At 64.2% G+C, this 20,813-nt stretch carries 19 protein-coding genes, 1 tRNA gene and 1 pseudogene; 10 read left to right on the top strand and 11 right to left on the bottom strand.

Translation table 11 applies throughout. The features are described 5' to 3' along the window. Positions 1 to 84: 84 nt before the first annotated feature. The gene (locus tag ACVIJ6_RS17230) at positions 85 to 624 is read right to left on the bottom strand and encodes a DUF6881 domain-containing protein (protein ID WP_456773640.1); all 540 of its coding nucleotides are present in this window, start codon (positions 622 to 624) and stop codon (positions 85 to 87) included. A gap of 291 nt (positions 625 to 915) precedes the next feature. Between ACVIJ6_RS17230 and ACVIJ6_RS17235 the strand changes: the two are divergent. Next, positions 916 to 1,857, top strand: a pseudogene (locus ACVIJ6_RS17235) (DUF817 domain-containing protein). 286 nt (positions 1,858 to 2,143) lie between these two features. On the opposite strand, the gene ACVIJ6_RS17240 reads toward ACVIJ6_RS17235, so the two are convergent. Beyond that, positions 2,144 to 2,380 (bottom strand): hypothetical protein, encoded by a 237-nt coding sequence (locus ACVIJ6_RS17240; RefSeq protein ID WP_008963614.1) that lies wholly within the window; start codon positions 2,378 to 2,380, stop codon positions 2,144 to 2,146. A gap of 355 nt (positions 2,381 to 2,735) precedes the next feature. Between ACVIJ6_RS17240 and ACVIJ6_RS17245 the strand changes: the two genes are divergently transcribed. Then, positions 2,736 to 3,110, top strand: coding sequence for a thiol-disulfide oxidoreductase DCC family protein (locus tag ACVIJ6_RS17245; protein WP_456773641.1), 375 nt, complete (start codon positions 2,736 to 2,738; stop codon positions 3,108 to 3,110). Positions 3,111 to 3,208: 98 nt separating this feature from the next. On the opposite strand, the gene ACVIJ6_RS17250 is transcribed toward ACVIJ6_RS17245, so the two are convergent. Together ACVIJ6_RS17250 and ACVIJ6_RS17255 are read right to left on the bottom strand one after the other, a co-directional pair. Next, the gene (locus tag ACVIJ6_RS17250; RefSeq protein ID WP_456773642.1) at positions 3,209 to 3,523 is read right to left on the bottom strand and encodes a hypothetical protein; all 315 of its coding nucleotides are present in this window, start codon (positions 3,521 to 3,523) and stop codon (positions 3,209 to 3,211) included. Between the two features lie 169 nt (positions 3,524 to 3,692). After that, positions 3,693 to 4,208 (bottom strand): hypothetical protein, encoded by a 516-nt coding sequence (locus tag ACVIJ6_RS17255; protein ID WP_456773643.1) that lies wholly within the window; start codon positions 4,206 to 4,208, stop codon positions 3,693 to 3,695. A 341-nt stretch (positions 4,209 to 4,549) separates the two neighbouring features. Between ACVIJ6_RS17255 and ACVIJ6_RS17260 the strand changes: the two genes are divergently transcribed. Then, positions 4,550 to 5,368 carry a lytic murein transglycosylase gene (locus tag ACVIJ6_RS17260; RefSeq protein WP_456773644.1) on the top strand — a complete coding sequence of 273 codons (819 nt, stop codon included), beginning with the start codon at positions 4,550 to 4,552 and terminating at the stop codon, positions 5,366 to 5,368. 607 nt (positions 5,369 to 5,975) lie between these two features. Here ACVIJ6_RS17260 and ACVIJ6_RS17265 read toward each other — a convergent pair. Both ACVIJ6_RS17265 and ACVIJ6_RS17270 read right to left on the bottom strand, forming a co-directional pair. Then, positions 5,976 to 6,941 (bottom strand): IS110 family RNA-guided transposase, encoded by a 966-nt coding sequence (locus tag ACVIJ6_RS17265; RefSeq protein WP_456772807.1) that lies wholly within the window; start codon positions 6,939 to 6,941, stop codon positions 5,976 to 5,978. Between the two features lie 612 nt (positions 6,942 to 7,553). Then, positions 7,554 to 8,393: an SDR family NAD(P)-dependent oxidoreductase gene (locus ACVIJ6_RS17270; RefSeq protein ID WP_456773645.1), complete on the bottom strand. Its 840-nt coding sequence runs from the start codon at positions 8,391 to 8,393 to the stop codon at positions 7,554 to 7,556. Between the two features lie 150 nt (positions 8,394 to 8,543). Between ACVIJ6_RS17270 and ACVIJ6_RS17275 the strand changes: the two genes are divergently transcribed. Beyond that, a complete protein-coding gene (locus ACVIJ6_RS17275; RefSeq protein WP_456773646.1) occupies positions 8,544 to 8,948 on the top strand; it encodes a response regulator in 405 nt (134 codons plus the stop codon). A gap of 163 nt (positions 8,949 to 9,111) precedes the next feature. Here the strand turns inward: ACVIJ6_RS17275 and ACVIJ6_RS17280 are convergent, their stop codons facing one another. Then, positions 9,112 to 9,309: a hypothetical protein gene (locus tag ACVIJ6_RS17280; RefSeq protein WP_456773647.1), complete on the bottom strand. Its 198-nt coding sequence runs from the start codon at positions 9,307 to 9,309 to the stop codon at positions 9,112 to 9,114. Positions 9,310 to 9,568: 259 nt separating this feature from the next. Here ACVIJ6_RS17280 and ACVIJ6_RS17285 point away from each other — a divergent pair, with 259 nt between their 5' ends. Together ACVIJ6_RS17285 and ACVIJ6_RS17290 are read left to right on the top strand one after the other, a co-directional pair. Next, positions 9,569 to 10,804 carry a GGDEF domain-containing protein gene (locus tag ACVIJ6_RS17285; protein WP_456773648.1) on the top strand — a complete coding sequence of 412 codons (1,236 nt, stop codon included), beginning with the start codon at positions 9,569 to 9,571 and terminating at the stop codon, positions 10,802 to 10,804. A gap of 18 nt (positions 10,805 to 10,822) precedes the next feature. Continuing rightward, the gene (locus ACVIJ6_RS17290; RefSeq protein ID WP_456773649.1) at positions 10,823 to 11,446 is read left to right on the top strand and encodes a peptidoglycan recognition protein family protein; all 624 of its coding nucleotides are present in this window, start codon (positions 10,823 to 10,825) and stop codon (positions 11,444 to 11,446) included. Positions 11,447 to 11,522: 76 nt separating this feature from the next. On the opposite strand, the gene rpoH is transcribed toward ACVIJ6_RS17290, so the two are convergent. Together rpoH and ACVIJ6_RS17300 are read right to left on the bottom strand one after the other, a co-directional pair. Beyond that, complete coding sequence (gene rpoH / locus ACVIJ6_RS17295; RefSeq protein WP_008962266.1) at positions 11,523 to 12,422, bottom strand: RNA polymerase sigma factor RpoH; 900 nt, start codon at positions 12,420 to 12,422, stop codon at positions 11,523 to 11,525. Positions 12,423 to 12,641: 219 nt separating this feature from the next. Further along, on the bottom strand, positions 12,642 to 13,622 hold the full coding sequence (locus tag ACVIJ6_RS17300; protein WP_456777010.1) for an RluA family pseudouridine synthase: 981 nt from the start codon (positions 13,620 to 13,622) through the stop codon (positions 12,642 to 12,644). Positions 13,623 to 13,653: 31 nt separating this feature from the next. Between ACVIJ6_RS17300 and ACVIJ6_RS17305 the strand changes: the two genes are divergently transcribed. Together ACVIJ6_RS17305 and ACVIJ6_RS17310 are read left to right on the top strand one after the other, a co-directional pair. After that, positions 13,654 to 13,992 (top strand): hypothetical protein, encoded by a 339-nt coding sequence (locus tag ACVIJ6_RS17305; protein ID WP_434865858.1) that lies wholly within the window; start codon positions 13,654 to 13,656, stop codon positions 13,990 to 13,992. A 232-nt stretch (positions 13,993 to 14,224) separates the two neighbouring features. Continuing rightward, positions 14,225 to 14,299 (top strand) — tRNA-Glu (locus ACVIJ6_RS17310). Between the two features lie 416 nt (positions 14,300 to 14,715). Here ACVIJ6_RS17310 and istB read toward each other — a convergent pair. Together istB and istA are read right to left on the bottom strand one after the other, a co-directional pair. Further along, positions 14,716 to 15,459 carry an IS21-like element helper ATPase IstB gene (istB, locus tag ACVIJ6_RS17315; RefSeq protein ID WP_012041725.1) on the bottom strand — a complete coding sequence of 248 codons (744 nt, stop codon included), beginning with the start codon at positions 15,457 to 15,459 and terminating at the stop codon, positions 14,716 to 14,718. 11 nt (positions 15,460 to 15,470) lie between these two features. Further along, positions 15,471 to 17,003, bottom strand: a complete 1,533-nt coding sequence (gene istA, locus ACVIJ6_RS17320) for an IS21 family transposase (protein ID WP_083780767.1) — start codon at positions 17,001 to 17,003, stop codon at positions 15,471 to 15,473. A 173-nt stretch (positions 17,004 to 17,176) separates the two neighbouring features. Here istA and ACVIJ6_RS17325 point away from each other — a divergent pair, with 173 nt between their 5' ends. Both ACVIJ6_RS17325 and ACVIJ6_RS17330 read left to right on the top strand, forming a co-directional pair. Continuing rightward, positions 17,177 to 18,970: a site-specific integrase gene (locus tag ACVIJ6_RS17325; protein ID WP_456773650.1), complete on the top strand. Its 1,794-nt coding sequence runs from the start codon at positions 17,177 to 17,179 to the stop codon at positions 18,968 to 18,970. 564 nt (positions 18,971 to 19,534) lie between these two features. Continuing rightward, on the top strand, positions 19,535 to 20,185 hold the full coding sequence (locus tag ACVIJ6_RS17330) for a thermonuclease family protein (RefSeq protein ID WP_456773651.1): 651 nt from the start codon (positions 19,535 to 19,537) through the stop codon (positions 20,183 to 20,185). The last annotated feature ends 628 nt before the right edge of the window (positions 20,186 to 20,813 follow it).

Below are 20,813 nucleotides of genomic sequence, written 5' to 3' on the forward strand. Positions count from 1 at the left end.
CGCGACGGCGGACCGAAAGGTTCGCCGTTTTTGTTTGTGGCTCACGAAAGCCCGGCTGATTTGTGGGCGGTCTCTTGACCGGGCCTAACGAGCGGACCTCGCATTCCAACGCCGCTCGAACTCCTCCTTCGAAATCTCTTGCGCCACGAATTGAGGATTCTGCGAGATCTCGTCGATGGGAGGAACTGCGATCTCTCCGAGCCACGTCCGATCCGTCGCCTCGGTCGCGCTTGCGAAGCCTATGCTGCCGTCCCGAAAGATCTCCAGCCTTCGGGTCTCGAAGCGCTCGCCATCGAGTTCGCTCCAAAGCTCGACCGGCTCATCGTCGAACTCGTGCAGCCAGCGCACATGGATATAGGTCGTCATGCTCATGTCCAGAATGATGCCTCGTCGAGTGAGTTCTGCAAGCCCTGAAAACGATGGTGATGCGTAGGGTGGGCAAAGGCGCAGGCGCGCTGGAGCGGCTTGCGCTGCCATCGCGTGCGCCGTGCCCACCGGCCGCATGTCGCCAAGCTGATGGTGGGCACGCGCCGCCTGCGGCGCCGCTTTGCCCACCCTGCGAACTAAGTGATATTGCTCGGAGCTGTGAAATGCAGCGCCCTCTCCCCTTGCGGGAGAGGGCATCGCTGGCCTATCCGCAAGCTCGGTTGGGTGAGGGGTATCTCTCCGCGAGTGATTTTCGTGGAGGCATACCCCTCACCCAACCCAGCTTGTAGCGCTTTCCGACATGCCCTCTCCCACAAGGGGGGAGGGCGCAGTCATGCACGCCGCGCTCGTGGTCAGGACGACGCCTCCGACGCTCAGCCGCTGTGTCCGCAGTTGTCCGCGTCGCTCCGGGAGAAGGCCGAACTTTCCGCTGACACTGCCTGTGATGGCGCTGCTACGCACGAGGACTAGCGCCCGTCCAGCTTTCCAATGCAAAACGACAGATTTTCATCATCACCGTCGAACGACAGGCGAAGCGCCGCGTCCCTCTGGCCGCCCCTCCGCCCATTCATCGCCGCCGAAGCCCGCCTCGCCGCCCGCGCGTCCGCCAAGCCCTGGACCGCCTTCCTCTACGAATTCCTCCGCTTCGGCGTGAAGCAGGCTTACGCCTGTCTGTTCGGCGGCATCGCGGTGGCGTTGATGCTGCTGACGTGGCGGTTCTATCCGGCGCACGCGCCGCTCGCGCGCTACGACTTCCTCTTCCTCTGCATGCTCGGCGTCCAGCCGTGCTGCTCGCCACCAGGCTGGAGACCGTCGAAGAGGCCAAGGTCATTCTGGTCTATCATCTCGTCGGCACGGCGATGGAGCTGTTCAAGACCGCGACCGGCTCGTGGATCTATCCGGAGCCGAGCCTCATCAGGCTCGGCGGCGTGCCGCTGTTCTCGGGCTTCATGTATTCCTGCATCGGCAGCTATCTGTGCCGCGTCTGGCGGCTGTTCGATTTTCGCTTCACCGGCCATCCCTCACGGCGCTGGCTGATGGCCTTAAGTGCTGCGGTCTATCTCAACTTCTTCACCGACCATTACGGGCTCGATGTCAGGCTGGTGCTGTTCGGCTGGGCCGTGCTGCTGTTCGCGCCGGCCGCCGTCCACTTCAAGGTGTGGCGGGTCCACCGATCGATGCCGCTGCTGTTCGGGCTGATCCTGGTGTCGCTATTCATCTGGCTGTCGGAGAACATCGGCACACTGTCGCGCACCTGGATCTAATCCGGCCCAGGCCCATGGCTGGGCGATGGTCTCGCCGGCCAAGCTCGGCTCGTGGTTCCTGCTGCTGATCGTCAGCTACACGCTGGTCAGCCTGATCAACCGGCCGCGGGAGATGGAGCGGGACAGGGCGGCTGTGCCTGCATCGCAGGCCAGCGAGGCGGCATAATTGCCGGATGTCGGTTCAGATCTATCGGCGTCGTCATGCCCGGGCTTGTCCCGGGCATCCACGTCGTGCCACGTCTGAAGACGTGGATGGCCGGGACAAGCCCGGCCATGACGGGTTACCCAATCACAGCGCGGTCCGTGGAAGGCGGCGTAGGGTGGGCAAAGGCGCCTGCACGGTGGTGAGGCTGGCACCGGTGTCGCGCGCCGTACCCACCGGGCTTCGCGGCAAGCACCTGATGGTGGGCACGCGCTGCGTGCTTGGCCCGCGCAGCCGCAGCTCGGCCAAATTACTTCTTCTTCGCTCCGACGCGCTCCAGCGACTTGATCTGAAGCGGTGGGCGGCCGGATTTTTCGGCAATGTCGCGGTCCTGCTCCATGATGAAGCCGCGCGCGGGTTCGTCGCCGTCGAGGCCGCCGAGCAGCTCGGCCGGGACACGCCGGTTGGAGCGCTGCGAGCCGTCCTCATAGGTCACGTTGAAGAAGGCGAATTCGCCTTTGGGATTGGAGCCGGGTTTCTTTGCCATGGGGGGCTTTTCCAGGATCAGAAGCGCCGCGTCAACGCGGACGGACGCCGATCTGCTCATCGATTTTGCTGAAGAGAATGGTTAAGGGCGCAACGGGGTACGGCAGCCGCCGTGGCGGCGATGCCTTGCCGCAACCGGCTCCGTCACGAGAGCATCGCGCGGCGCGGTGCGGGCCCGCTGAGACCCTATCGATATGGTGATCACGGGCCGGATTTTCGACCCTGCGGCCGCATGCGGACTCCTCGATTTTGCCGGATCGGCATGCCCCCATGCGCCCGATTCCATGTCAGCTTGATGAACGCCAGCCTGAGATCCACCAAGCCTGAGATCCTGCAAACCTTGGACCCCGATGTCGATGCCGCAACTCACCGTCTGGTACAACACGCGCTGCCCGGTCTGCGATGCCGGCATCGACTGGCAGCGCAACAAGCTGCTGGCGCTCGTGAAGTCCGGCCGCGTCGCGTTCAAGGACATTAACGCGGAGCCGGAGGCGCTGAGTGCCTTCGGCGCCGATGTCGACGACGTCCGCCGCCGGCTGCATGCGACCGACGAGGACGGCCAGCTGATCACCGGCGCCGACGTGGCGCTGCTGTTGTGGAAGCTGACGCCCGGCGAGGGCTGGCTGGCGACCCTGTTCGGCAACCGCTTGGTGCGGCCGCTGACACGCTTCGGCTACGACCGCTTCGCCGACGTGTTGTTCGCCTGGAACAAGAGCAAGGGGCATTGGTAAGGGCGGTGATGAGACCCAGTGTGTCGCGCCGGCTTCCATTCCACCTCTCCCCGCAAGCGGGGCGAGGGAGCGCACCGCCGCCGCGGCGCGTTTGCCTTCTAACGCTGCCGCACCTTCACCCGCGCATGGGCCCGGGTGCCGCCGCGCGGGGTGTCATCCTCGTCGCTGCCGCCGAGCGCCATGATGGCAGTGCCCATGGCGGTCGAGCCGAAGGTGACGAAGAACGAGCCGAGCAGCAGGCCGATGGCGACGCCGGGCGAATGGTCCGCGAAGATCAGGTGACGCAGGCCCAAGGGATCGAGCGCCAGGAGGCCGCCGACCAGCACCACGGCCATGACGAGGCCGAGCGCGAGGTTGATCGCGAGCAGGCGGAACAGGGGGACCTGGAGCAGTCGGCGCTGGCGGGGCGGCATCGGCGATCTCCGTTGGGATCGAAAACGACGGCAGAATCGTAGCACCGATCCCGCCCGGCTCAAGGCCGGAGCGGCCCGGGACAGGCATGGCTGAACCGACCTGACCGTGCTTCCCTGGCCGTGTTTCGTTTTGGGACAAGCGCAGCGCCATTCGCTGCGCCGCGTCGCCTCACGCCGCTTCCCCCTCGGCCACGCCATGCTGCTTGGCGATGACGCTCTGCCAGACGCTGGCAATCGCACGCTGGGTCTCCGGGGCGATCAGGCAATGGCCTTCATTGTCGAAGCCGCAGAACCGTGCTGACGGATCTTGCCTGGCGTCGATCAGCGCCTTGTTGATCATCTCCAGCGACGCCATCACCTGGCCGATGTTCTGCAGCCGCGTGTGATGCAGGATGTCGATCAGGCGGAACATCATGATCGGTGGCTGCCCCAGCGAAATGCCGGGACGGCTGAACTCGAAGAACACGTTGACCGCCGGCAGCACGCCCTCGATCTGCGCCAGGATCTTGGCCGCATCATCGGCGGTGCAGGCGACGAGATGCGCACCCGGCACCGGCAGCGCCGGCGCTGCCCGCGGCGCCTCCGCGCCGAGCCCGAGGCTGGCGAGCACCTGATGCTCGATCCAGCGCCGCACCTCCGGCGGGGCCGAGCGGATCTGGTCGGCGGTCAGCGTAATCCCGATCATGGCGTCGTCTCCTTTTGTGCTGAGCTTAGGAAGTGAGGATGGCGCGGTATTGACGAGGATCAATCGGGGTAGGGGGCTGCGCGCCTCTGCCTCCGCGCCATCGCTGCCCGATACAGTGCCCTTGCCCCTTGCGGGCTATCGGATTCACACATCGTCCACGACGAGCTCGCTCGCAGCGATTGGGGCAGGTGCTTCGTAGAAGCGACGAATTGGTTGACCCTTCTGCGCATCAAGACCAGTTCTGCGACGCGTTTGACCGCATCGTCGCCTGCCGCAATTTTGACGTCGCGCCTTCCGCCGTGGCATCATCATCCTCGATCTGGAATCACTGGGGATCCCGCATGCTCTTGCGTCGTCTTGCCGTGCTGCTCGCGGCCTCGCTTTCGGCCCTCTCAGTGGCCAGCTCCGCGCAGGCCGCGCGCTGCGGCGGCGACTTCAACACGTTCGTTGCCAGCTTCTCGGCAGAGGCGCAGAGCGCCGGCGTATCGGCCGGCACGATCAGCCAGGCGTTGTCGGGCGTGACGCTCGATCCGGCTGTGCTCGCCTTCGACCGCCGGCAGCGCTACACCTTCAACAAGAGCTTCGAGCAGTATGTCGCGACCCGCGTCGGCCCCGGCCGGATCAATGGCGGGCGCGCGATGCTGCTGCGGCATGCGGCGCTGCTGTCGCGCATCGAGCAGCAATATGGCGTGCCGCGCCAGATCCTGATCGCGATCTGGGGGCTGGAGACCGATTTCGGCAAGGGCGACATGGGCAAGCTGCCGGTGATCCGAACGCTTGCGACCTTGGCACATGACTGCCGCCGCACCGAGCTGTTCCAGGGCGAATTGCTGGCCGCGCTCAAGATCGTCCAGCGCGGCGATCTCACCTTGCGCGACCTCGTCGGCGCCTTCGCCGGCGAGATCGGCCAGACCCAGTTCCTGCCGTCCTCCTACGTCAAATACGGCGTCGACTTCGACGGCGACGGCCGTGTCGATCTGCGTCATTCCACCGCCGACGTGCTGGCCTCGACCGCCAATCTGCTGCACAGCAACGGCTTCAAGATGGGCGCGCCCTACGACGAAGGCAGCGCGAATTTCGACGCGATGCGCGAGTGGAACAGGGCGGTGATCTACCGCAAGACCATCGGCTATTTCGCCGATCAGCTGGTGGGGCGGTAGCCGACTGTTTGCCACCGCGTCGCTGTCATGCCCCGCTCAGGCGGGGCATCCAGTACGCCGCAGCGCTTCGGCTCCAGCGTGCCACACGGCGTCTGCTGGATCGCAGGCCTGCTGCGGGCGATGACGACTGTGGATGTCATCTCGGCTCCCACCACGCGTCCCGCTGTCATTCCGGGGCGCGCGCAGCGCGAGACCGGAATCCATAACCACGGCGGCAGCGGCGAGACACGGCTGTTGCTCCATCTCTCTCCTCACGACGTTGCGTGGCTATGGCTTCCGGGCTCATCGCTGCGCGATGCCCCGGAATGACTGCGGATAGAGTGTGCTGGCGACAGATCGCGCATATCCGCCATGCGCAAACTGCCCGTCGTGTTGGTTTGTTGCACCGACACCTCTTGTGTCGTCGGGCAAATCAGCCGCACATTTGCCGCCGTCCCGGCCCGCCGGAGCAACTGTGCTGTTGAGGTAGGCCGGCGATCGGCCGGCCTCAAGGCTGGCGCGAGACGCGCCTCCGCCTTCGGCGGCTGAAGGCCTTGACCCCGTCCGCTCGCCGTCCTGTTGGCTTGGCATGCGCTCGGTCGCGGACCGAGCGCGGCGTGGCGCTCGATCAGCTCACCGCAACGCGTGGCGGCTTGGGATTCCACTTCTCCCCGCGGGCGATCATCGTGTTGAGGATGATGATCAACTTGCGCATGCAGGCGATGAGCGCAACTTTCGGCTCCTTGCCCTTGGCGGTGAGGCGCTCATAGTAGGCCTTGAGCACCGGATTATGCTGGGTTGCTGCGCCGAGGCAGGGAAGAAACAGGCCGTTTCTCACCCAGCGCCGGCCACCCTTGATGTGGCGCTCGCCTCGGCGCTTGCCACTGTCATCGTCGTAAGGAGCGACCCCGATCAGGGCGGCGGCGATCTCGTCGCTCACCTTGCCGAGCTCCGGCGCTCCTGCAATGAGGATCGCGGAGGTCGTTCCGGCAAGCCCTGGAACACTTTCGATGATCTCGGCGCGCTCGGCAAACTCCGGTGTGGCCTTGACCTTGGCCGAGATCGCAGCCTCAAGCTTTGCAATCTGTGCCGCGAGCGTCTTCAACACCTGGGAATGGGCCTTCTGCGCCAATCCCGGCACGACATGTTCGTGCTGGTTCTGTAGACGGGTTTTCAGATCCATCAGGTTCTTGCGTGCTTTCACCAGTCCCGCCAGTTCCTCGCGGGCAGCGTCGTAGGTCTGGCTCGGTGCGTCGTTGAACGTCTCGGCGAACCAGGCGATCATCTCCGCATCGATCGTGTCGTTCTTCGCCAGTCGACCGGCCGATAGGGCAAAGTTGCGAACCCGCTTGGGATCGACGATCCGCACCTCCACGCCTGCCTGGCGCAACACCTTGGCCCATTCGCGCTCATAGCCGCCAGTGGCCTCCATGACGGCCTTGTTCACCTTGTGCTTGCGAAGCAAGGCCAACAGCTGGCGGTGCCCTTGCGGAGTGCTCGGGAACGTCTGCCGTAGTCCGAGACCGCGAATGCAGCCGTCCACCTTGTCCTTGGCCACATCGATGCCGGCGACACCGTTTGCGATCTGTGTCATCATCCACTCCCTTCCTTGCCTTGTATGGGCTCGAGGCCCTTGCAACTGTTCGGGTTGAGGAAGATCACCGGAGCTGTCCCTCGCTCTGAAACAGGCTCTGCCGCGTTTGGGGCGTTACGGGCTCAGATCCTGCGACGGGCGGTTTTGCGAGAACCGCCCGTTCGCACATTCTGACAGACTTTCTGAACACAAGGGGCGTTTCGCGATCGTCACGAGGCGCGGGCTGACAGGATGCGATGGGCGTAGAGCTCCGCAGCGTGGCTTGGCCGCGCCGACGAACGGAGCGATGCGCACGCCGAAATCGTGGCGTCCCGATACCCCGATGCTGGTATCACGCGCGTGACACTGCTTCGCATGTCATGAGCAATGGTGGCCAACACGCCCGGCGCACCAGGGAGACCACGTATAAGGCGTCAGACCATCGCGCAGGGAGGGCCGGGCCTATCCGGCTGAACCTGTGGTAACCGCCGCGTGCTTGTCTTGTTGCACGCGGGCCGCAGGCCTCAGCCGAGGCCTGGCTCTCCCTGCGCCCTCCATCCCGATGAGGGCGGCGAATGCACAAGGCTCGGGCGCGCCGCGCGCCGCGAGATCATCTTCGCCTGACCGGCGATCTCATCCTGCTTTCGCGGCCGCCTTCTCCAGCCGCTTGGCCATCACCTTCCAATAGGTGCCCGGCATGAACCGCTGCAGCAGATCCATCATGCGTGCATCGCCGCCGATCAGGATGCGCGGCTCGTTGCGTTCGATGCCCTGGATGATGCGCTGGGCCGCCTCGCGCGGCGTGGTCCTGGCGAGCCGCTCGAAGCGTTCGATCGCTTGCACGCGGCGCGCATTGTCGGTCATGCCGTGGCCGGCGCGGGCATTGCGCGCGATCGCGGTGGCGACGCCGCCGGGATGCACGACCGACAGCCTGATCGGGCTGTTCGCGGCGGCGAGCTCATGACGCAGGCTCTCGGAAAAGCCGCGCACCGCGAATTTGGCCGCTGCATAGGCCGCCTGGCCGGGCGGGGCGATGATGCCGAAAATCGAGGACAGGTTGACCACATGCGCCTCCTGCCGTCGCGCAAGATGCGGCAGGAAGGCACGGGTGCCGTGCACGACGCCCCAGAAATTGATGTTGAACAGCCACTCCATCTCGGCCTGGTCGATCTCGTCGAAGCTGCCGAACAGCGCGACACCGGCATTGTTGATGACGATGTTGAGGTCGGGATGCGCGCGCGTCGCATCCTCGGCGAACTGGCCGATCGCCTGGCGGTCGCTGACGTCGAGCCGATGCGTGGTGACCTTGCGGCCTGTCGTGGCGAGCTCGCCTGCCACGCTGGCAAGGCCCGCTTCATCGCGATCGGCCACAGCGAGATCGCAGCCGCGCGCTGCAAGTTCCAGTGCCAAGGCGCGGCCGATGCCGCTGGATGCTCCCGTCACGGCCGCCGCCGCGCCGCTGATTGCCGTCATCGCCGCTTCCCCTCCGTCGCGCGTTCGCATCACCGCTCCCAAGCGAGCTGGATTTTCTGCCCGTTTTTCGCATGGGAACCGAACCATCCTGCTGTTCAGATTTTAACTCACATTGCAATGGGCCGTGGCAAATTTCGTGGAGGTACAGGCATGGGACAGTCGCAACCGTTCCGCGCGACCGCACTGATCGTCGAGGACGATCCGACCCAGCGCGAGATGATCGCGCTGCTGCTCGAGGAGAGCGACTACGACGTGATCGCGTGCGAGAGTGCCGAGGCTGCGGAACTGGTCCTCAACAAGCCCGGTCATCGCATTGTGCTGATGATGACCGACGTCAATCTCGCCGGCCGGATGAGCGGCGTGGAGCTCGCGCATATCGCGCGGGCGCGCCATCCGCATATCAACGTGGTCGTGACGTCGAGACGGCCGCTGTCGCAGCCGCTGCCGGGCGGCACGAAATTCTGGAGCAAGCCGTGGGCGCCGCTCGACGTGCTGCGCGAGGCCGAGGTGACGCTGGAACGCGCGCCGGGCATGGCCCGCGGATGGGGAGAGTGAGCCGGTAGCATGGCCGGATCGCCTTGACCGACCGGCCCGGCCGCACCATTTCTGGAAACGCGAACGGGGAGGCTGGGTGGCGAGGGAGATGAAGGCTTGGTGATCGGGAGCGCGACGGCGGTGACACCGGGTGGAAGCCGCGCTCCCACCCGGAGGAGTACGACTACTTCTTCTTGGCGGCCTTCTTGGTCTTCTTCGCCGCTTTCTTGGTCGCCTTCGCGGCCTTCTTCGCCTTCTTCGCCATGGAATCCTCGTCAGGAGTGGATGGATTGCAACGCGACTTCGAGGCCTCGCTGGCGCAGGGGAGCCATGCATCAGCCTCGGGAGACGATCCCAGCAGATTCGCGAAGCTCTGCCTCACCCTGTCACCTGGGCAACTTGCCTTTATCCACAGCTCGATGTGGGCAGCGGCCCGCTGCGGCGTTCGCGCGGGCTTCGTGAGAGGGTTAACGCCGGACTAATCGTGTCTTCATTGTTTCAAAACCAAGGCGCAATCTTGGATCCCGATTTGAGGAAACGTTAAGCGCACCGCGCTCATGGTGTCCGTAAAATACAGGGATGGTCATGAGCGTGGCGTTGCGAGACAGTGGGGGTAGGATCGATCGCGTCCTGCAATCGGGATGTTGAATGTTCCGACGCTGTGGACCGCCTTCGTGGTCAACTTCCTCGCACTGGGCCTGATCTGGGCCTATGTGATGCGCAGCTATCCCAATCTGGCATCGGCGCGCTATTGGACCGCCTCTGCGTTGATGTGCCCGCCGGCCGCCTTGTGCGCGCTGGGCCGGTTCTATGTCGGCTCCTTCATCCCCCTGCTCGCCGGCGCCTCGCTGATGACGCTCGCGATCTGCCTCGCCGCGATGGGCGTGCAGCGCTTCTACGGCCGTGCGGCCTCGTGGCGACTGAGCCTCGCCGTGGTCGCGCTGACCTGCACGTCGATCGCCTTCTTTCTCTATGTCTACGACCACGGACCGCTGCGGATCCTGTGCTACTCGCTCGGGCAGGCGGTCCCGATGGCGGTGATCGCGCGGCTGGTGCTGGACACCAGAAACGGGCCCATCAATCCGGGGGCGCGGCTCGCTGGATTGCTGTCGGTCCTGATCATCGCCGTGTTCGCGGCGCGGACGATCGGCGCCTTCCTCGGCGCCGACTTCGATTTCAGTCATTCCACCAGCGGCCAGGCGGCTGCGGTGCTGTTGCTGATTTTTCTGTCGATGTCGCTCAATTTCGGTTTTCTGCTGATGGCCGTCGACCGCCTGCGCAACGAGGTCGCCGATCTCGCGCTGCTCGACGATCTCACCGGCGTCGCCAACCGGCGCCATCTGATGCGGCGGCTCGGTGAGGAGTGCGCGCGCGCGGAGCGGTCCGGAAAGCCGTTCGCGCTGCTGGTGATCGATCTCGACGGCTTCAAGCTCATCAACGACAATCACGGTCATGCGGCGGGCGATGCCTGCCTGCAGCACTTCACGCTGATGGCGCAGACAAGGCTCAGGCCGGGTGACATGCTTGCGCGCACCGGCGGCGACGAATTCTGCATCCTGCTGCCGTCGTCTTCCTTGAGGGAGGGCGCGATGATCGCGCGACGGATCCTGCAGGTCTGTCGCGACGATGCAGAAGCCTGTGCCGGGGCCGACGTGCCGATCGAGGTGTCGATCGGCGTGGCCGAATGGACGCGGGACCTCGGTGCATTCCCGGACCGGGTGATGGCGCGGGCGGACCAGGCGCTGTATGCGGCCAAGAAGGACGGCAAGAACCGTTATGCCGTCTATCAAAGCGAGGTCGATGCGCCCGCCTTGGCCCCGGAGCAGATCGCCGCGCTGGCCCTGCACCATCCGCGCCAGGATGCCGCCGCCGAGTAGCGGTGCTAGTGTTCGGCCATGAGGCCGATCCTGCTCTTCCGCCACGCAGCGCTCGCGCTGCTCCTCCTCTCACGGCCGGCCGCGGCGGATGACCTCGCGGCGGTGGCCCGCGCATCCGGCACGCCGGATATTCCGGGCCTCAGAATCGTCTGGCTGGCGCCGTGGGGCGATCCGGCCAAGGCGCATCCCTGGACCAACATCATCGTCCACCAGACCGAGGGGCCGGCGGGGTCGGCGCGGACGGGGGCGCTGGCGCAGGCCAAGAACCCGAAACGGCGCGGCGTGACCCTGTGGGTGGAAACCGACGGCACGGTGTATTGGGCGGTGCCGGAAACCATGGTCACGCTGCATGGCGATGGCGCCAACCGCAACGACAACCGCTATATCGACAACGCATCCACCTATCGCAAGGTCGTGCGCGACAATTCCATCGGCGTGGAGTTCGCCGGCAACTATCCCGACGTCACCAAGCCGGCGACGGAAGCCCAGATCGCCGCGTGGCGCGTGCTCTCCAAGCTGCTCCGGCTGCGCTATCAGATCCCGCGGGAGCGGATCTATGCGCACAACTGGATCGACTATAAGGACGCCCGCTATTGCGAGGGCTGCGCGCTCGCCGAGCTCGCCCGCGCCGCGCCTGATTAGTCCCAGCTAACAAGAAGCCGGCGTCTCCGCCGGCTCCGATCGCATCAAAACCACCTTAAGCTTGGAAGCCGCGCCGTCAATGCGCGGCCTCCAGGGCTGCCGCCTCCTGCTTGGCGATGGCGCCCTTGACGGCGGACTGCACCTTCTCGAACGCGCGCACCTCGATCTGGCGCACCCGCTCGCGCGACACGCCGAACTCGGCGGCCAGGTCCTCGAGCGTCATCGGCTCGTCGGCCAGGCGCCGCGCCTCGAAGATGCGGCGCTCGCGTGCGTTGAGCACGCCGATCGCGCCGTTCAGCGCCTGCCTGCGGTGGTCGTATTCCTCGTGCTCGGCCATGATGGCTTCCTGGTTGGGCGAGGTATCGACCAGCCAGTCCTGCCATTCGCCCGCTTCGCCGTCGTCGCGGATCGGCGCGTTCAGCGAGGCGTCGCCGCCGAGGCGGCGGTTCATGTCGACCACGTCCTGATCGGTCACGCCGAGGCGCTTCGCGATCAGCTTGACCTGATCCGGATGCAGATCGCCTTCATCCAGCGCCGAGATCTTGCTCTTGGCCTTGCGCAGGTTGAAGAACAGCTTCTTCTGGTTCGCGGTCGTGCCCATCTTCACGAGCGACCACGATCTCAGGATGTACTCTTGTATCGACGCCTTGATCCACCACATGGCGTAGGTGGCGAGGCGGAAGCCCTTCTCGGGCTCGAACCTCTTCACCGCCTGCATCAGGCCGACATTGCCTTCCGACACGACTTCGGATATCGGCAAGCCGTAGCCGCGATAGCCCATGGCGATCTTGGCCACGAGCCTGAGATGGCTGGTGACGAGTTTCTGCGCTGCGTCGCTGTCGTCATGCTCGCGCCAACGCTTGGCGAGCATGTACTCCTCCTGCGGTTCCAGCATCGGGAACTTGCGGATCTCAGCGAGGTAGCGTGCAAGTCCGGATTCTCCGTTGAGAACCGGTAGTGTAGCTGTACGGGCCATTGAGCGCCCTCCAGTTGGTTCAGGCCCCCGATAGCGGCGGGCCAGGCAAAACGGTCGCTTGGTTAAAGCCAACCGGTTTGCGACGTTCCACGCGTCGACCATTCGACGCAGGCGCAACATACACCATTTTCGCCCCGAGGTGGAAGGATTCCGGGGGTCACGTCCCCGTGTCCCTGCTATAACCTCTTGGTATGCTTGCGCTTTTCTGAAGGTCCTGCGTCATAGCGCCGCTCGCAGCGCCTCCCGCAGGAGGGAAAGATCCTCCGGCAGCTCCGATTCCCAGCGCAGAATTTCTCCCGTCCGGGGGTGCTCGATCACCAGCAGATAGGCATGCAGCGCCTGCCGCCCGAGCGTCTCCAGCGCCGCTTGCGCGCCCGGCGCCAGCTGGTTCGCCTTGGTCTTGAAGTGCGGGCCGTAGACGGCATCGCCGAGCAGCGGATGGCCGAGATGCGCCAGATGCACCCGGATCTGGTGGGTGCGGCCGGTTTCGAGATGGCAGGCGATCAGCGCCGCGACCGGCTTGCCGTCGCGGCCGGCAAAGCTCTCCTGCACCTCGTAATGGGTGACGGCCTCGCGGCCCCGTGGCCGCACCGCCATCTTGTCGCGGGCATGCGGATGCCGGTCGAGCGGGGCGTTGATGGTGCCATGCGGCCGGTGCGGCAGCCCCCAGGCAAACGCCAGATAGCCGCGCTCCATCGCGCCGGTGCGGCCGTGGTCGGCGAACTGCGCGCTCAGCGAGGCGTGCGCCATGTCGTTCTTCGCCACCACCATCAGCCCGGTGGTGTCCTTGTCGAGCCGGTGCACGATGCCGGGCCGCTTGACCCCGCCGATCCCCGAAAGACTGGCCCCGCAATGCGCGATCAGCGCATTCACCAATGTCCCGGTCTCGTGCCCGGCGGCGGGATGCACCACCAGGCCGGCCGGCTTGTCGATGACGATGATGTCGTCGTCCTCATAGACGATCTGAAGCGGGATGGCCTCGGCCTTCGGCTCGGGCGGGGCCGCTTCGGGCACGTCGATTGTGATCGTGTCGCCGCTGGCGACGTGATAAGCGGGGTCGCGCACGGCGCCCGATCCGAGGCTGACCTGTCCGGCCAGGATCAGCGCCTTCAGCCGGGACCGCGACAGCTCCGGCAGCCGGGCCGCCAGCACGCGGTCGAGCCGCGGCGAGCCCTCGTCGCCGGCGACCGTGACCGTCATTAGACTGTGGGATTGTGAAGTCGAGATGTCCATGAATACTACCGTTGCGCCCGAGCCGTCCTCGCCCGAGCAGGCCCAGCTGATGGCGCGGCTGCGGCGCATGATGATGATCGCGGGCGTGACCACCTCGGTCGCGATCGCAGTGCTTCTGGTCGCCATCGGCTATCGCCTTTTCCGCGGCGATGGAAGCACAGCTTCTGGCCCGGACCTCACCGCCATGCTGCCGAAGGGCGCCCGCATCGTCGCCACCGGCACCGCCGGTGACCGCCTGGCGGTGACCTTGGATGTGGGTGGCACCACCGAGATCCGCACCTTCGACGCCAAGACCCTGAAACCCACCGGCCGCCTCCGCTTCGCCGTGGAGCCGTGAGGGCAGGGCGGATCGGGAAACATCTCCTGTCCCTCCCATGGAATTCGAATTCCCACCGCCCAGGCAGTCGGTTCCCCTCCCCCTTGTGGGGAGGGGTTAGGGGAGGGGGCCCACCCGGGGAAAGAGCCTCGGGGCACTTGACCTCCGTAGCGCGCCCCACCCAACCACCCCACGAAAATTTCCCCACCCGTCTTGCGGCGCGGCGATTTCGAGGCTATGCGGTTCACCTCACGCTCCCTTCGTCTAGCGGTTAGGACGCGGCCCTCTCAAGGCTGAAACAGGGGTTCGATTCCCCTAGGGAGCGCCAGTACCCAAGCAAGCCATTGAAAAGCTGAAAACTCTAAGCGATCATAAGCTTAGAGAGACCGCCCTGCTACACAACTGTAGCCCACACGGGTGGTCCACAATGGCATTGATGAGCTACGTTCAGCGACGGCGTTCAGGCGTATACGAATTCCGCAAGCGGCTGCCTGCGGATTCCGACGAAGTCGCCCAGGCGTACCGATATGAAGTCGCCCGTGGATTCCGAGACGATGTCGCCCACCTTTCCGATTTGATCTCGCCCAGCGGCGAGGCGTTCTGGCCGGCTGGTTCTCTGGCATCGGTCAAGCCGCGCGGTCAATCTGGAATCGCGACTTCAACCTTTTTTCTTCTTCTGCGGTTGCTGTGGGCATGTGGACAACGCGATTGCGTTGTCCAAGCGCAGCGGCATGTCCACGGCGCTCAGGTCTTTCGGGCGGATTGCCGAGTTCGGCGCAGGCTCTCACCGGTGAGGTCGAGCCGATGGGCATTGTGGACGAGGCGATCGAGCACGGCGTCGGCATAGGTGGGATCTCCAATGAGCAGATGCCACTGGTCCACGGGGAGCTGGCTGGTGACGATGGTGGAGCGATGACCGTAGCGATCTTCGAGGATTTCCAGGAGGTCGTGACGGGCGCCGGCATCGAGCGGCTCGAGCCCCCAATCATCGAGGATCAGCAGATCGACACGGCCAAGGCCGCGCAACAGGCGTGGGTGACGACCGTCGCCGCGGGCGAGCGCCAGATCGTCGAACAGGCGCGGGACGCGTTGATAGAGCACGGAGCGATTGTCGCGACAGGCCTTGTGGCCGAGCGCCGAGGCGAGCCAACTCTTGCCGACGCCTGCCGGGCCGCAGATCAGGAGATTGACGTGGTCGTCGATCCAACGGCCCTCGACAAGCTTGGCGAACAGCGGGCGGTCGAGACCGCGCGGGGTGCGGTAGTCGATGTCCTCGACGCATGCCTGCTGGCGCAGCTTGGCGTAGCGCAGGCGAGTGGCGAGCCGTTTGTCGTGCCGCAGCGAGGCTTCACGTTCGAGCAGCAGAGCAAGCCATTCGGCGTGACCGAGGCTGCCAGCCTCACCGGCGGCTTCGATGTCGGCGAAGGCCTTGGCCATGCCGTGGAGGCCGAGGGCGTTGAGGCGGTCGAGGGTCGGATGGGTGAGCAAGGGACGGTCTCCTAATTGTAGTAGCGCGGTCCGCGGATGTTGGCATGCAGGATCGGCGCATCGTCCGCGGAGCGCTGGTGAGCGGGACGCCGATCGAGATTGTTGGCGAGGATCGACTTGACCGAGCCATAGGTGCGCGCGCCGATGTCGATCGCCCGCGCAGCCGCCGCGTCCAGCCGTTCGCGCCCATAGGAGGCGGCGAGCCTGAGGATGCCGAGGCAGGCGCGGAAGCCTTGTTCGGGGTGCGAGCGCTCGTCGAGAATGAGGTCGCACAATGCGCTGGTTGCCGGCCCGATCGCGGCGGCGTCCTGACGGATACGCCCGATAGTCCAGCCGGCGTAGCGCCGATGGCTGGAGGCCATGTGCTCCGGCACGGTGGTGTGCTTGTGATTGCCACTCATGCGCTGATGCGCGGCAATCCGCTCGCCCTTGTGGAAGATCTCGACGGTGCGGGCGGTGAACCGCACCTCGACCTCGGCACGCGCGAAGCGATGCGGAACGCTGTAATAATGCTTCTCCACCTCGACGTGGTAGTCGAGGCTGACGCGGCGGATCCGCCACTCGGCGAGCACGTAGGGGCTCGCCGGCAACGGCTTGAGCGCCGGCCGGTCGATCTCCTCGAGCAGCCGGCGGCGCGTCACGCCGAGCCGCCGGATCGGCCGCTCCTCGTTGAGCCTGGTGAGCAACTCGCCGATCGCTGCGTTGACCTCGGCGAGGCTGTAGAAGACGCGGTGGCGCAGGCGACCGAGCAGCCAGCGCTCGATGATGAGGACGGCCTGCTCGACCTTGGCCTTGTCGCGCGGCTTGCGAGGTCGCGCCGGCAAGACGGCCGTGCCGTAATGCGCGGCCATCTCCGCATAGGTGCGATTGATCTGCGGGTCGTAGAGGCTCGCCTTGATGACTGCGACTTTGGTGTTGTCAGGCACCAGGAGCGCCGGGACGCCGCCGATCGCCGCGAAGGCGCCAACATGGGCGCTGATCCAGTCGGCGAGCCCCTGCGTCCACGTCGCCTGCGCGTAGGTGAAGCTCGAGGCGCCGAGCACGGCGACGAAGATCTGCGCCGTCCTCCGCTCGCCGGTGAGGCGGTCGACCACCACCGGCACGCCGTCGCCCGCGTAGTCGACGAACAGCTTGTCACCGGCCGCGTGCGCCTGGCGCATCGTCACCGACAGGCGTCCCTCCCAGGCGCGGTAAAGCTCGCAGAAGCGCGAGTACCGGTATCCGCCGGGCTCGGCGCCGATGTACTCCTCCCACAGGATCGACAGCGTCACGTGCTTGCGCTTGAGCTCGCGGTGCACCGCCGCCCAATCGGGCTCGGCGATGCGGCGATGACCCTGCCGGTTACCGTTGCCGGTCTTGGCGAACAGGCGGGCCTCCAGGGCCGCGTCCGTGAGTTCGTCGGGCAACGGCCAGCTCAGGCCTGCGGCCTCGAACCGCCGGATGGTCAGCCGCACTGTCGAGGGCGCCGCGCCCATCCGCCGAGCAATCTCGCGGCTCGGCAGCCCAGCCGCCTTCATCCTGATCACATCGCGCACACGGCGCATCGCAAGCCTCTCCGTCGGCATCCAGGGTCCCCCTTCGCAAAGCCGAAAGGTTGACCCTATGGGAGCCAGAAGAGGTCTCGTCACCCCGGGTTCGCTCTTGCGATACCCGGGCGACATCATCCCGGAATCGTGGGCGACATCATCTCGGAACGGGTGGGCGACTTCAAATCGGAATGGTGGGCGAGATCATCTCGGAATCCTGGGCGACATCGATCGGAATCCGCAGGCTGCCTCAGGCGCTCGCCGGCAAGGATGCCCCTCCGCATATCCGCGCTGGCTTTCCTGATCTGGTCAACGCCACCACCGGAAAGTTCAAGCACGAGTTCGTGCAGTCGCTCGACACCAAGGAAGCCGCCGGCGCCAAACGGCAGGCGCATCGGATTGCATTGCGTTTGACGGCGAGGATTGATGAGGCATCCCAAGCCATCGCCACCCCGCCAACGCCGACTTCCGCAAAGACCGTGAACGCAAAGGAAGTGGGGGAGGCGGTCTATCGGCGCCTTCTTGCGGATGACGAGACGGAGCGCCTTTTGGGCGATGACCGTAGGCTCATTGGCGTAGACCGTGCCGAGCTATGGCCCCACCTTGAGCCTCTCCAGCCGGCTTCCGGATTGGGCATGCAGCCGGATCATGCCGCCGTCTATGAGGAGGAGACTGCGGAGCTGGCGAAGGAGTACCGCACGGCATACGCGCGGCGCGACGCCTCCATCGTGTTCGCTGAGACCGCCATTGAGATGAAGAAGCGCGGAGCTGCGGTGGACCGATCCTCCAGCGAATTTCAGGCGGTCGCTATTGAGGTCCTTGCCGCGCATGTGAGGGCTTACGGAGCGATCCTCAAACGGCATGAAGGCGAGGACCTGCCGACGCCCGCAGAGCCAATACCGCAAGCTCGGGGTCCTCTCCTCTCTGAAGCCTTCGCTCAATGGCAGGCCGGTGGTGGCTCTGTGCGGGGCTCCAAGAAGCCGAGCGAGAACACGGTGATTGAAGCGCGGCAGGCTGTTAGGTTCTTCACAGAATTGCACGGCGACATGCGCGTGGCTGATATCACAAAGCGGACTGCGAGAGAATTCCGCGATGCCATCGCCAAGGTCCCCAAGAATCTGCCTGAAGCGCTACGCAAGCTGCTGCTTCCGAAGCTCTTAGAACGAGACGACCTATCGAAATACCCGGCTCGGGGCGCGACCACCATCAACAAGGCGGTGCAACTCCTCGGAGCCATCGTCTCACATGCGGAGTCTGAGGGCGCATTGGACGAGGTGGAGGGCTTCGTCAATCCGTTCGGCAAGGCCGTGAAGTTCAAGGTAGACGATGGAGAGACGGAAGAGCGCGAGATATTCTCGAAGGCAGACCTAAAGATTATCTTCGCGTCGCCCGTCTATACCGAACGGCGGCGCTCGGAGGGTGGCAAAGGGGAGGCTGCTTTCTGGCTTCCGCTCATCGGTCTATTCAGCGGGATGCGTCTGAACGAAATTGCTCGCCTGAGGATCATCGATCTTCGACAGGACGACGATGACGGGGTGTGGTTCTTCGATGTGAGTCGAAGCGGAGGGCGCAGCACAAAGACCGTCTCATCGATTCGCCGCGTTCCTGTTCATCCGGAGCTGAAGCGCATAGGCCTGCTCACCTATCGCTCGTGGCTGCTCGACGCTGGTGCTCGCCTCGATGGTCCGCTTTGGCCAGGCCTGAAGGCGCCCGCGTGGTCCAAGTGGATCAATGGCTATCTTCGGAATGAATGCGGAATCGGAGAAGCCACAAAGGTGTTTCATTCTTTCCGCCACACCTTCAAGCGTATGACGCGCGATGCGGGCCTCTATGAGGAGCTTCACGACGCTATCACGGGGCACGCTAACAAGGACAGCGTTGGTCGCGACTACGGCAAAGGGTTCTCCATTAAGCCATTGACCAAGGCGATGGCTCAGATAGAGGCGCCCGTAGATTTGTCGGGGTTGGCTTGGCGGGTGCCGTGAGGCGGAATAATCTCCCCCACCATTAACCATCAACATCCCTGCATGAAACGGAACGCTGCGTGGTGGCTAGCACCGAGGTGTCCGCAAGCGTCGTCAGTTTCGAGCCTTGTTCCCTTTTCCGAGCCTTCCCTTTGAGGTCTTGATCATCGTCCTCATTCTGCTAGAGCTTGCCTGCAGCTGCATGGTGAGAAGATAAATAACGATGGGCAGATTTTTGGAACTTGGAATGAGTTAAAAACTAATTCGGCGCTCTTTGTCACAGAGCTGGAATTTTCATCGAATACCTAGCCGCAGTTCTTAGCGGACTCAAAGAATCCGCAGAGCCAAGAAACGAGCCTAATTTTCGGAATGCGAAGTCGTTTAGTTTCTTCTGCCGCACCGGCAGATGTTTTCGTCCGTTCGTTGTCCCTCAATGCCTGGGCGCAGTCGCCAAAAATCTACCAATCGCGACCGGCGCAACCTCCTTCCCCCACAGGTGGTCTACGCGCTGCGGTAACGTTCGCGGCGTTAGTGTCGGTGGCAATCTTATCTTCGAACTCGCTGGCTGGAGGCGCTTTATCGGGAGTGCCGAAGATTGTTGACGGCGATACTGTCCAGATTGGCGACACCAAAATTCGTATCCAGGGAATTGATGCTCCCGAAACCGATCAACTCTGCATGGATGCGCGTGAAAAATCCTGGGAATGCGGAATCACCGCCCGCGATGAACTAATACGTTATTCAGCTGGAAGATCGTGGGATTGCGACATTTTCGCTGCCGATCGCTACGGGCGCTCTCTAGGCGTCTGTCTTGTGGAAGGTCAGGACGTTGGCGCGTGGATGGTCCGCCAAGGATGGGCGCTTTCTTTTGTTAGGTATTCTCATTCTTACGATGCTGATGAAGTTGCTGCGCGGGATGCTCACGCTGGTTTGTGGCGAGGCGCGTTCATTGCGCCTTGGGATTGGCGTCATCGCAACAGGCAGACGATCATCCTCGGCTCGATTTCAGTACCTGTCGATAGCCAAAAGCTGTTGCTGGGCGCGGCTTCGTCTGCGGATGCTCCGGACACGAACTGCGTCATCAAAGGTAATGTCAATCGAAAAGGAGAGAGGATTTATCATCTGCCGGGTCAATTGAACTACTCAAAGATCAATATGGATAAAGGCCTTGGGGAGCGGTGGTTCTGTGCCGAAACTGAGGCTGAAGCAGCTGGTTGGCGGAAAGCCGCTCACTAAAAACAATAACGGAGACACACCATGAAAATCACGAACATAACTCTCGCGATCGCCATTGCGCTTTCTGCTCCTGTCGCATCCCTTGTAACGGCGTCAGATGCCGCTGCTTGGGGACGGCACAGCCACTACAGTCATTCTCGCCAACATCATCATCATCGAAGCTATTCCCACAAGTACCGCGGTGAGACGTGCTGGCGGACTAATCGCCATACGGGAGCGCGTTTCAGAATCTGTTGACCGAACTAGAATCCGTTGATGGCACTGGGGCGCAGCGGTATGCACTCGTGGTGATCCGGCTTGAAGTGGGTCCGGAAGATTCGGTGACGTTTCCCCGGGGCACTTCTAGCCTATCGCAAAGAGTAACCGCCTGTTCCCTGGTGCTAGGGAATGATGTTGGCGATGATGCTTGTCATCACGAGACTTAGTTCAAGCAGGATGTTGCTTCCGTGAGGTAGAACTGCGCGGCGTCACGCGATGCGCTTACCATGATGCTCAGTTTCCCCTTACCACCGTCATCCTTCCTTAGGGATCAAGCATGAGGCATGCCCCCTTGAGTTGGTCCGGTAATGTGAGGTGATGGTCCTACCCGGTCACTTTGAGCCTTAGACCCTGTGAGCCTTAGGCCCTG

It is taken from the genome of Bradyrhizobium sp. USDA 4369 (assembly GCF_054056435.1).

Coding starts and splice junctions, on each gene's coding strand:
- ACVIJ6_RS17275 (WP_456773646.1), top strand. CDS start 8,544: ATGGGACAGTCGCAACCGTTCCGCGCGACCGCACTGATCGTCGAGGAC.
- ACVIJ6_RS17270 (WP_456773645.1), bottom strand. CDS start 8,393: ATGACGGCAATCAGCGGCGCGGCGGCGGCCGTGACGGGAGCATCCAGC.
- ACVIJ6_RS17230 (WP_456773640.1), bottom strand. CDS start 624: ATGCCCTCTCCCGCAAGGGGAGAGGGCGCTGCATTTCACAGCTCCGAG.
- ACVIJ6_RS17300 (WP_456777010.1), bottom strand. CDS start 13,622: ATGACGGTCACGGTCGCCGGCGACGAGGGCTCGCCGCGGCTCGACCGC.
- ACVIJ6_RS17260 (WP_456773644.1), top strand. CDS start 4,550: ATGCTCTTGCGTCGTCTTGCCGTGCTGCTCGCGGCCTCGCTTTCGGCC.
- ACVIJ6_RS17305 (WP_434865858.1), top strand. CDS start 13,654: ATGAATACTACCGTTGCGCCCGAGCCGTCCTCGCCCGAGCAGGCCCAG.
- ACVIJ6_RS17240 (WP_008963614.1), bottom strand. CDS start 2,380: ATGGCAAAGAAACCCGGCTCCAATCCCAAAGGCGAATTCGCCTTCTTC.
- ACVIJ6_RS17245 (WP_456773641.1), top strand. CDS start 2,736: ATGCCGCAACTCACCGTCTGGTACAACACGCGCTGCCCGGTCTGCGAT.
- ACVIJ6_RS17250 (WP_456773642.1), bottom strand. CDS start 3,523: ATGCCGCCCCGCCAGCGCCGACTGCTCCAGGTCCCCCTGTTCCGCCTG.
- rpoH (WP_008962266.1), bottom strand. CDS start 12,422: ATGGCCCGTACAGCTACACTACCGGTTCTCAACGGAGAATCCGGACTT.
- ACVIJ6_RS17265 (WP_456772807.1), bottom strand. CDS start 6,941: ATGACACAGATCGCAAACGGTGTCGCCGGCATCGATGTGGCCAAGGAC.
- ACVIJ6_RS17325 (WP_456773650.1), top strand. CDS start 17,177: ATGGTGGGCGAGATCATCTCGGAATCCTGGGCGACATCGATCGGAATC.
- ACVIJ6_RS17285 (WP_456773648.1), top strand. CDS start 9,569: ATGTTGAATGTTCCGACGCTGTGGACCGCCTTCGTGGTCAACTTCCTC.
- ACVIJ6_RS17290 (WP_456773649.1), top strand. CDS start 10,823: ATGAGGCCGATCCTGCTCTTCCGCCACGCAGCGCTCGCGCTGCTCCTC.
- istA (WP_083780767.1), bottom strand. CDS start 17,003: ATGCGCCGTGTGCGCGATGTGATCAGGATGAAGGCGGCTGGGCTGCCG.
- ACVIJ6_RS17255 (WP_456773643.1), bottom strand. CDS start 4,208: ATGATCGGGATTACGCTGACCGCCGACCAGATCCGCTCGGCCCCGCCG.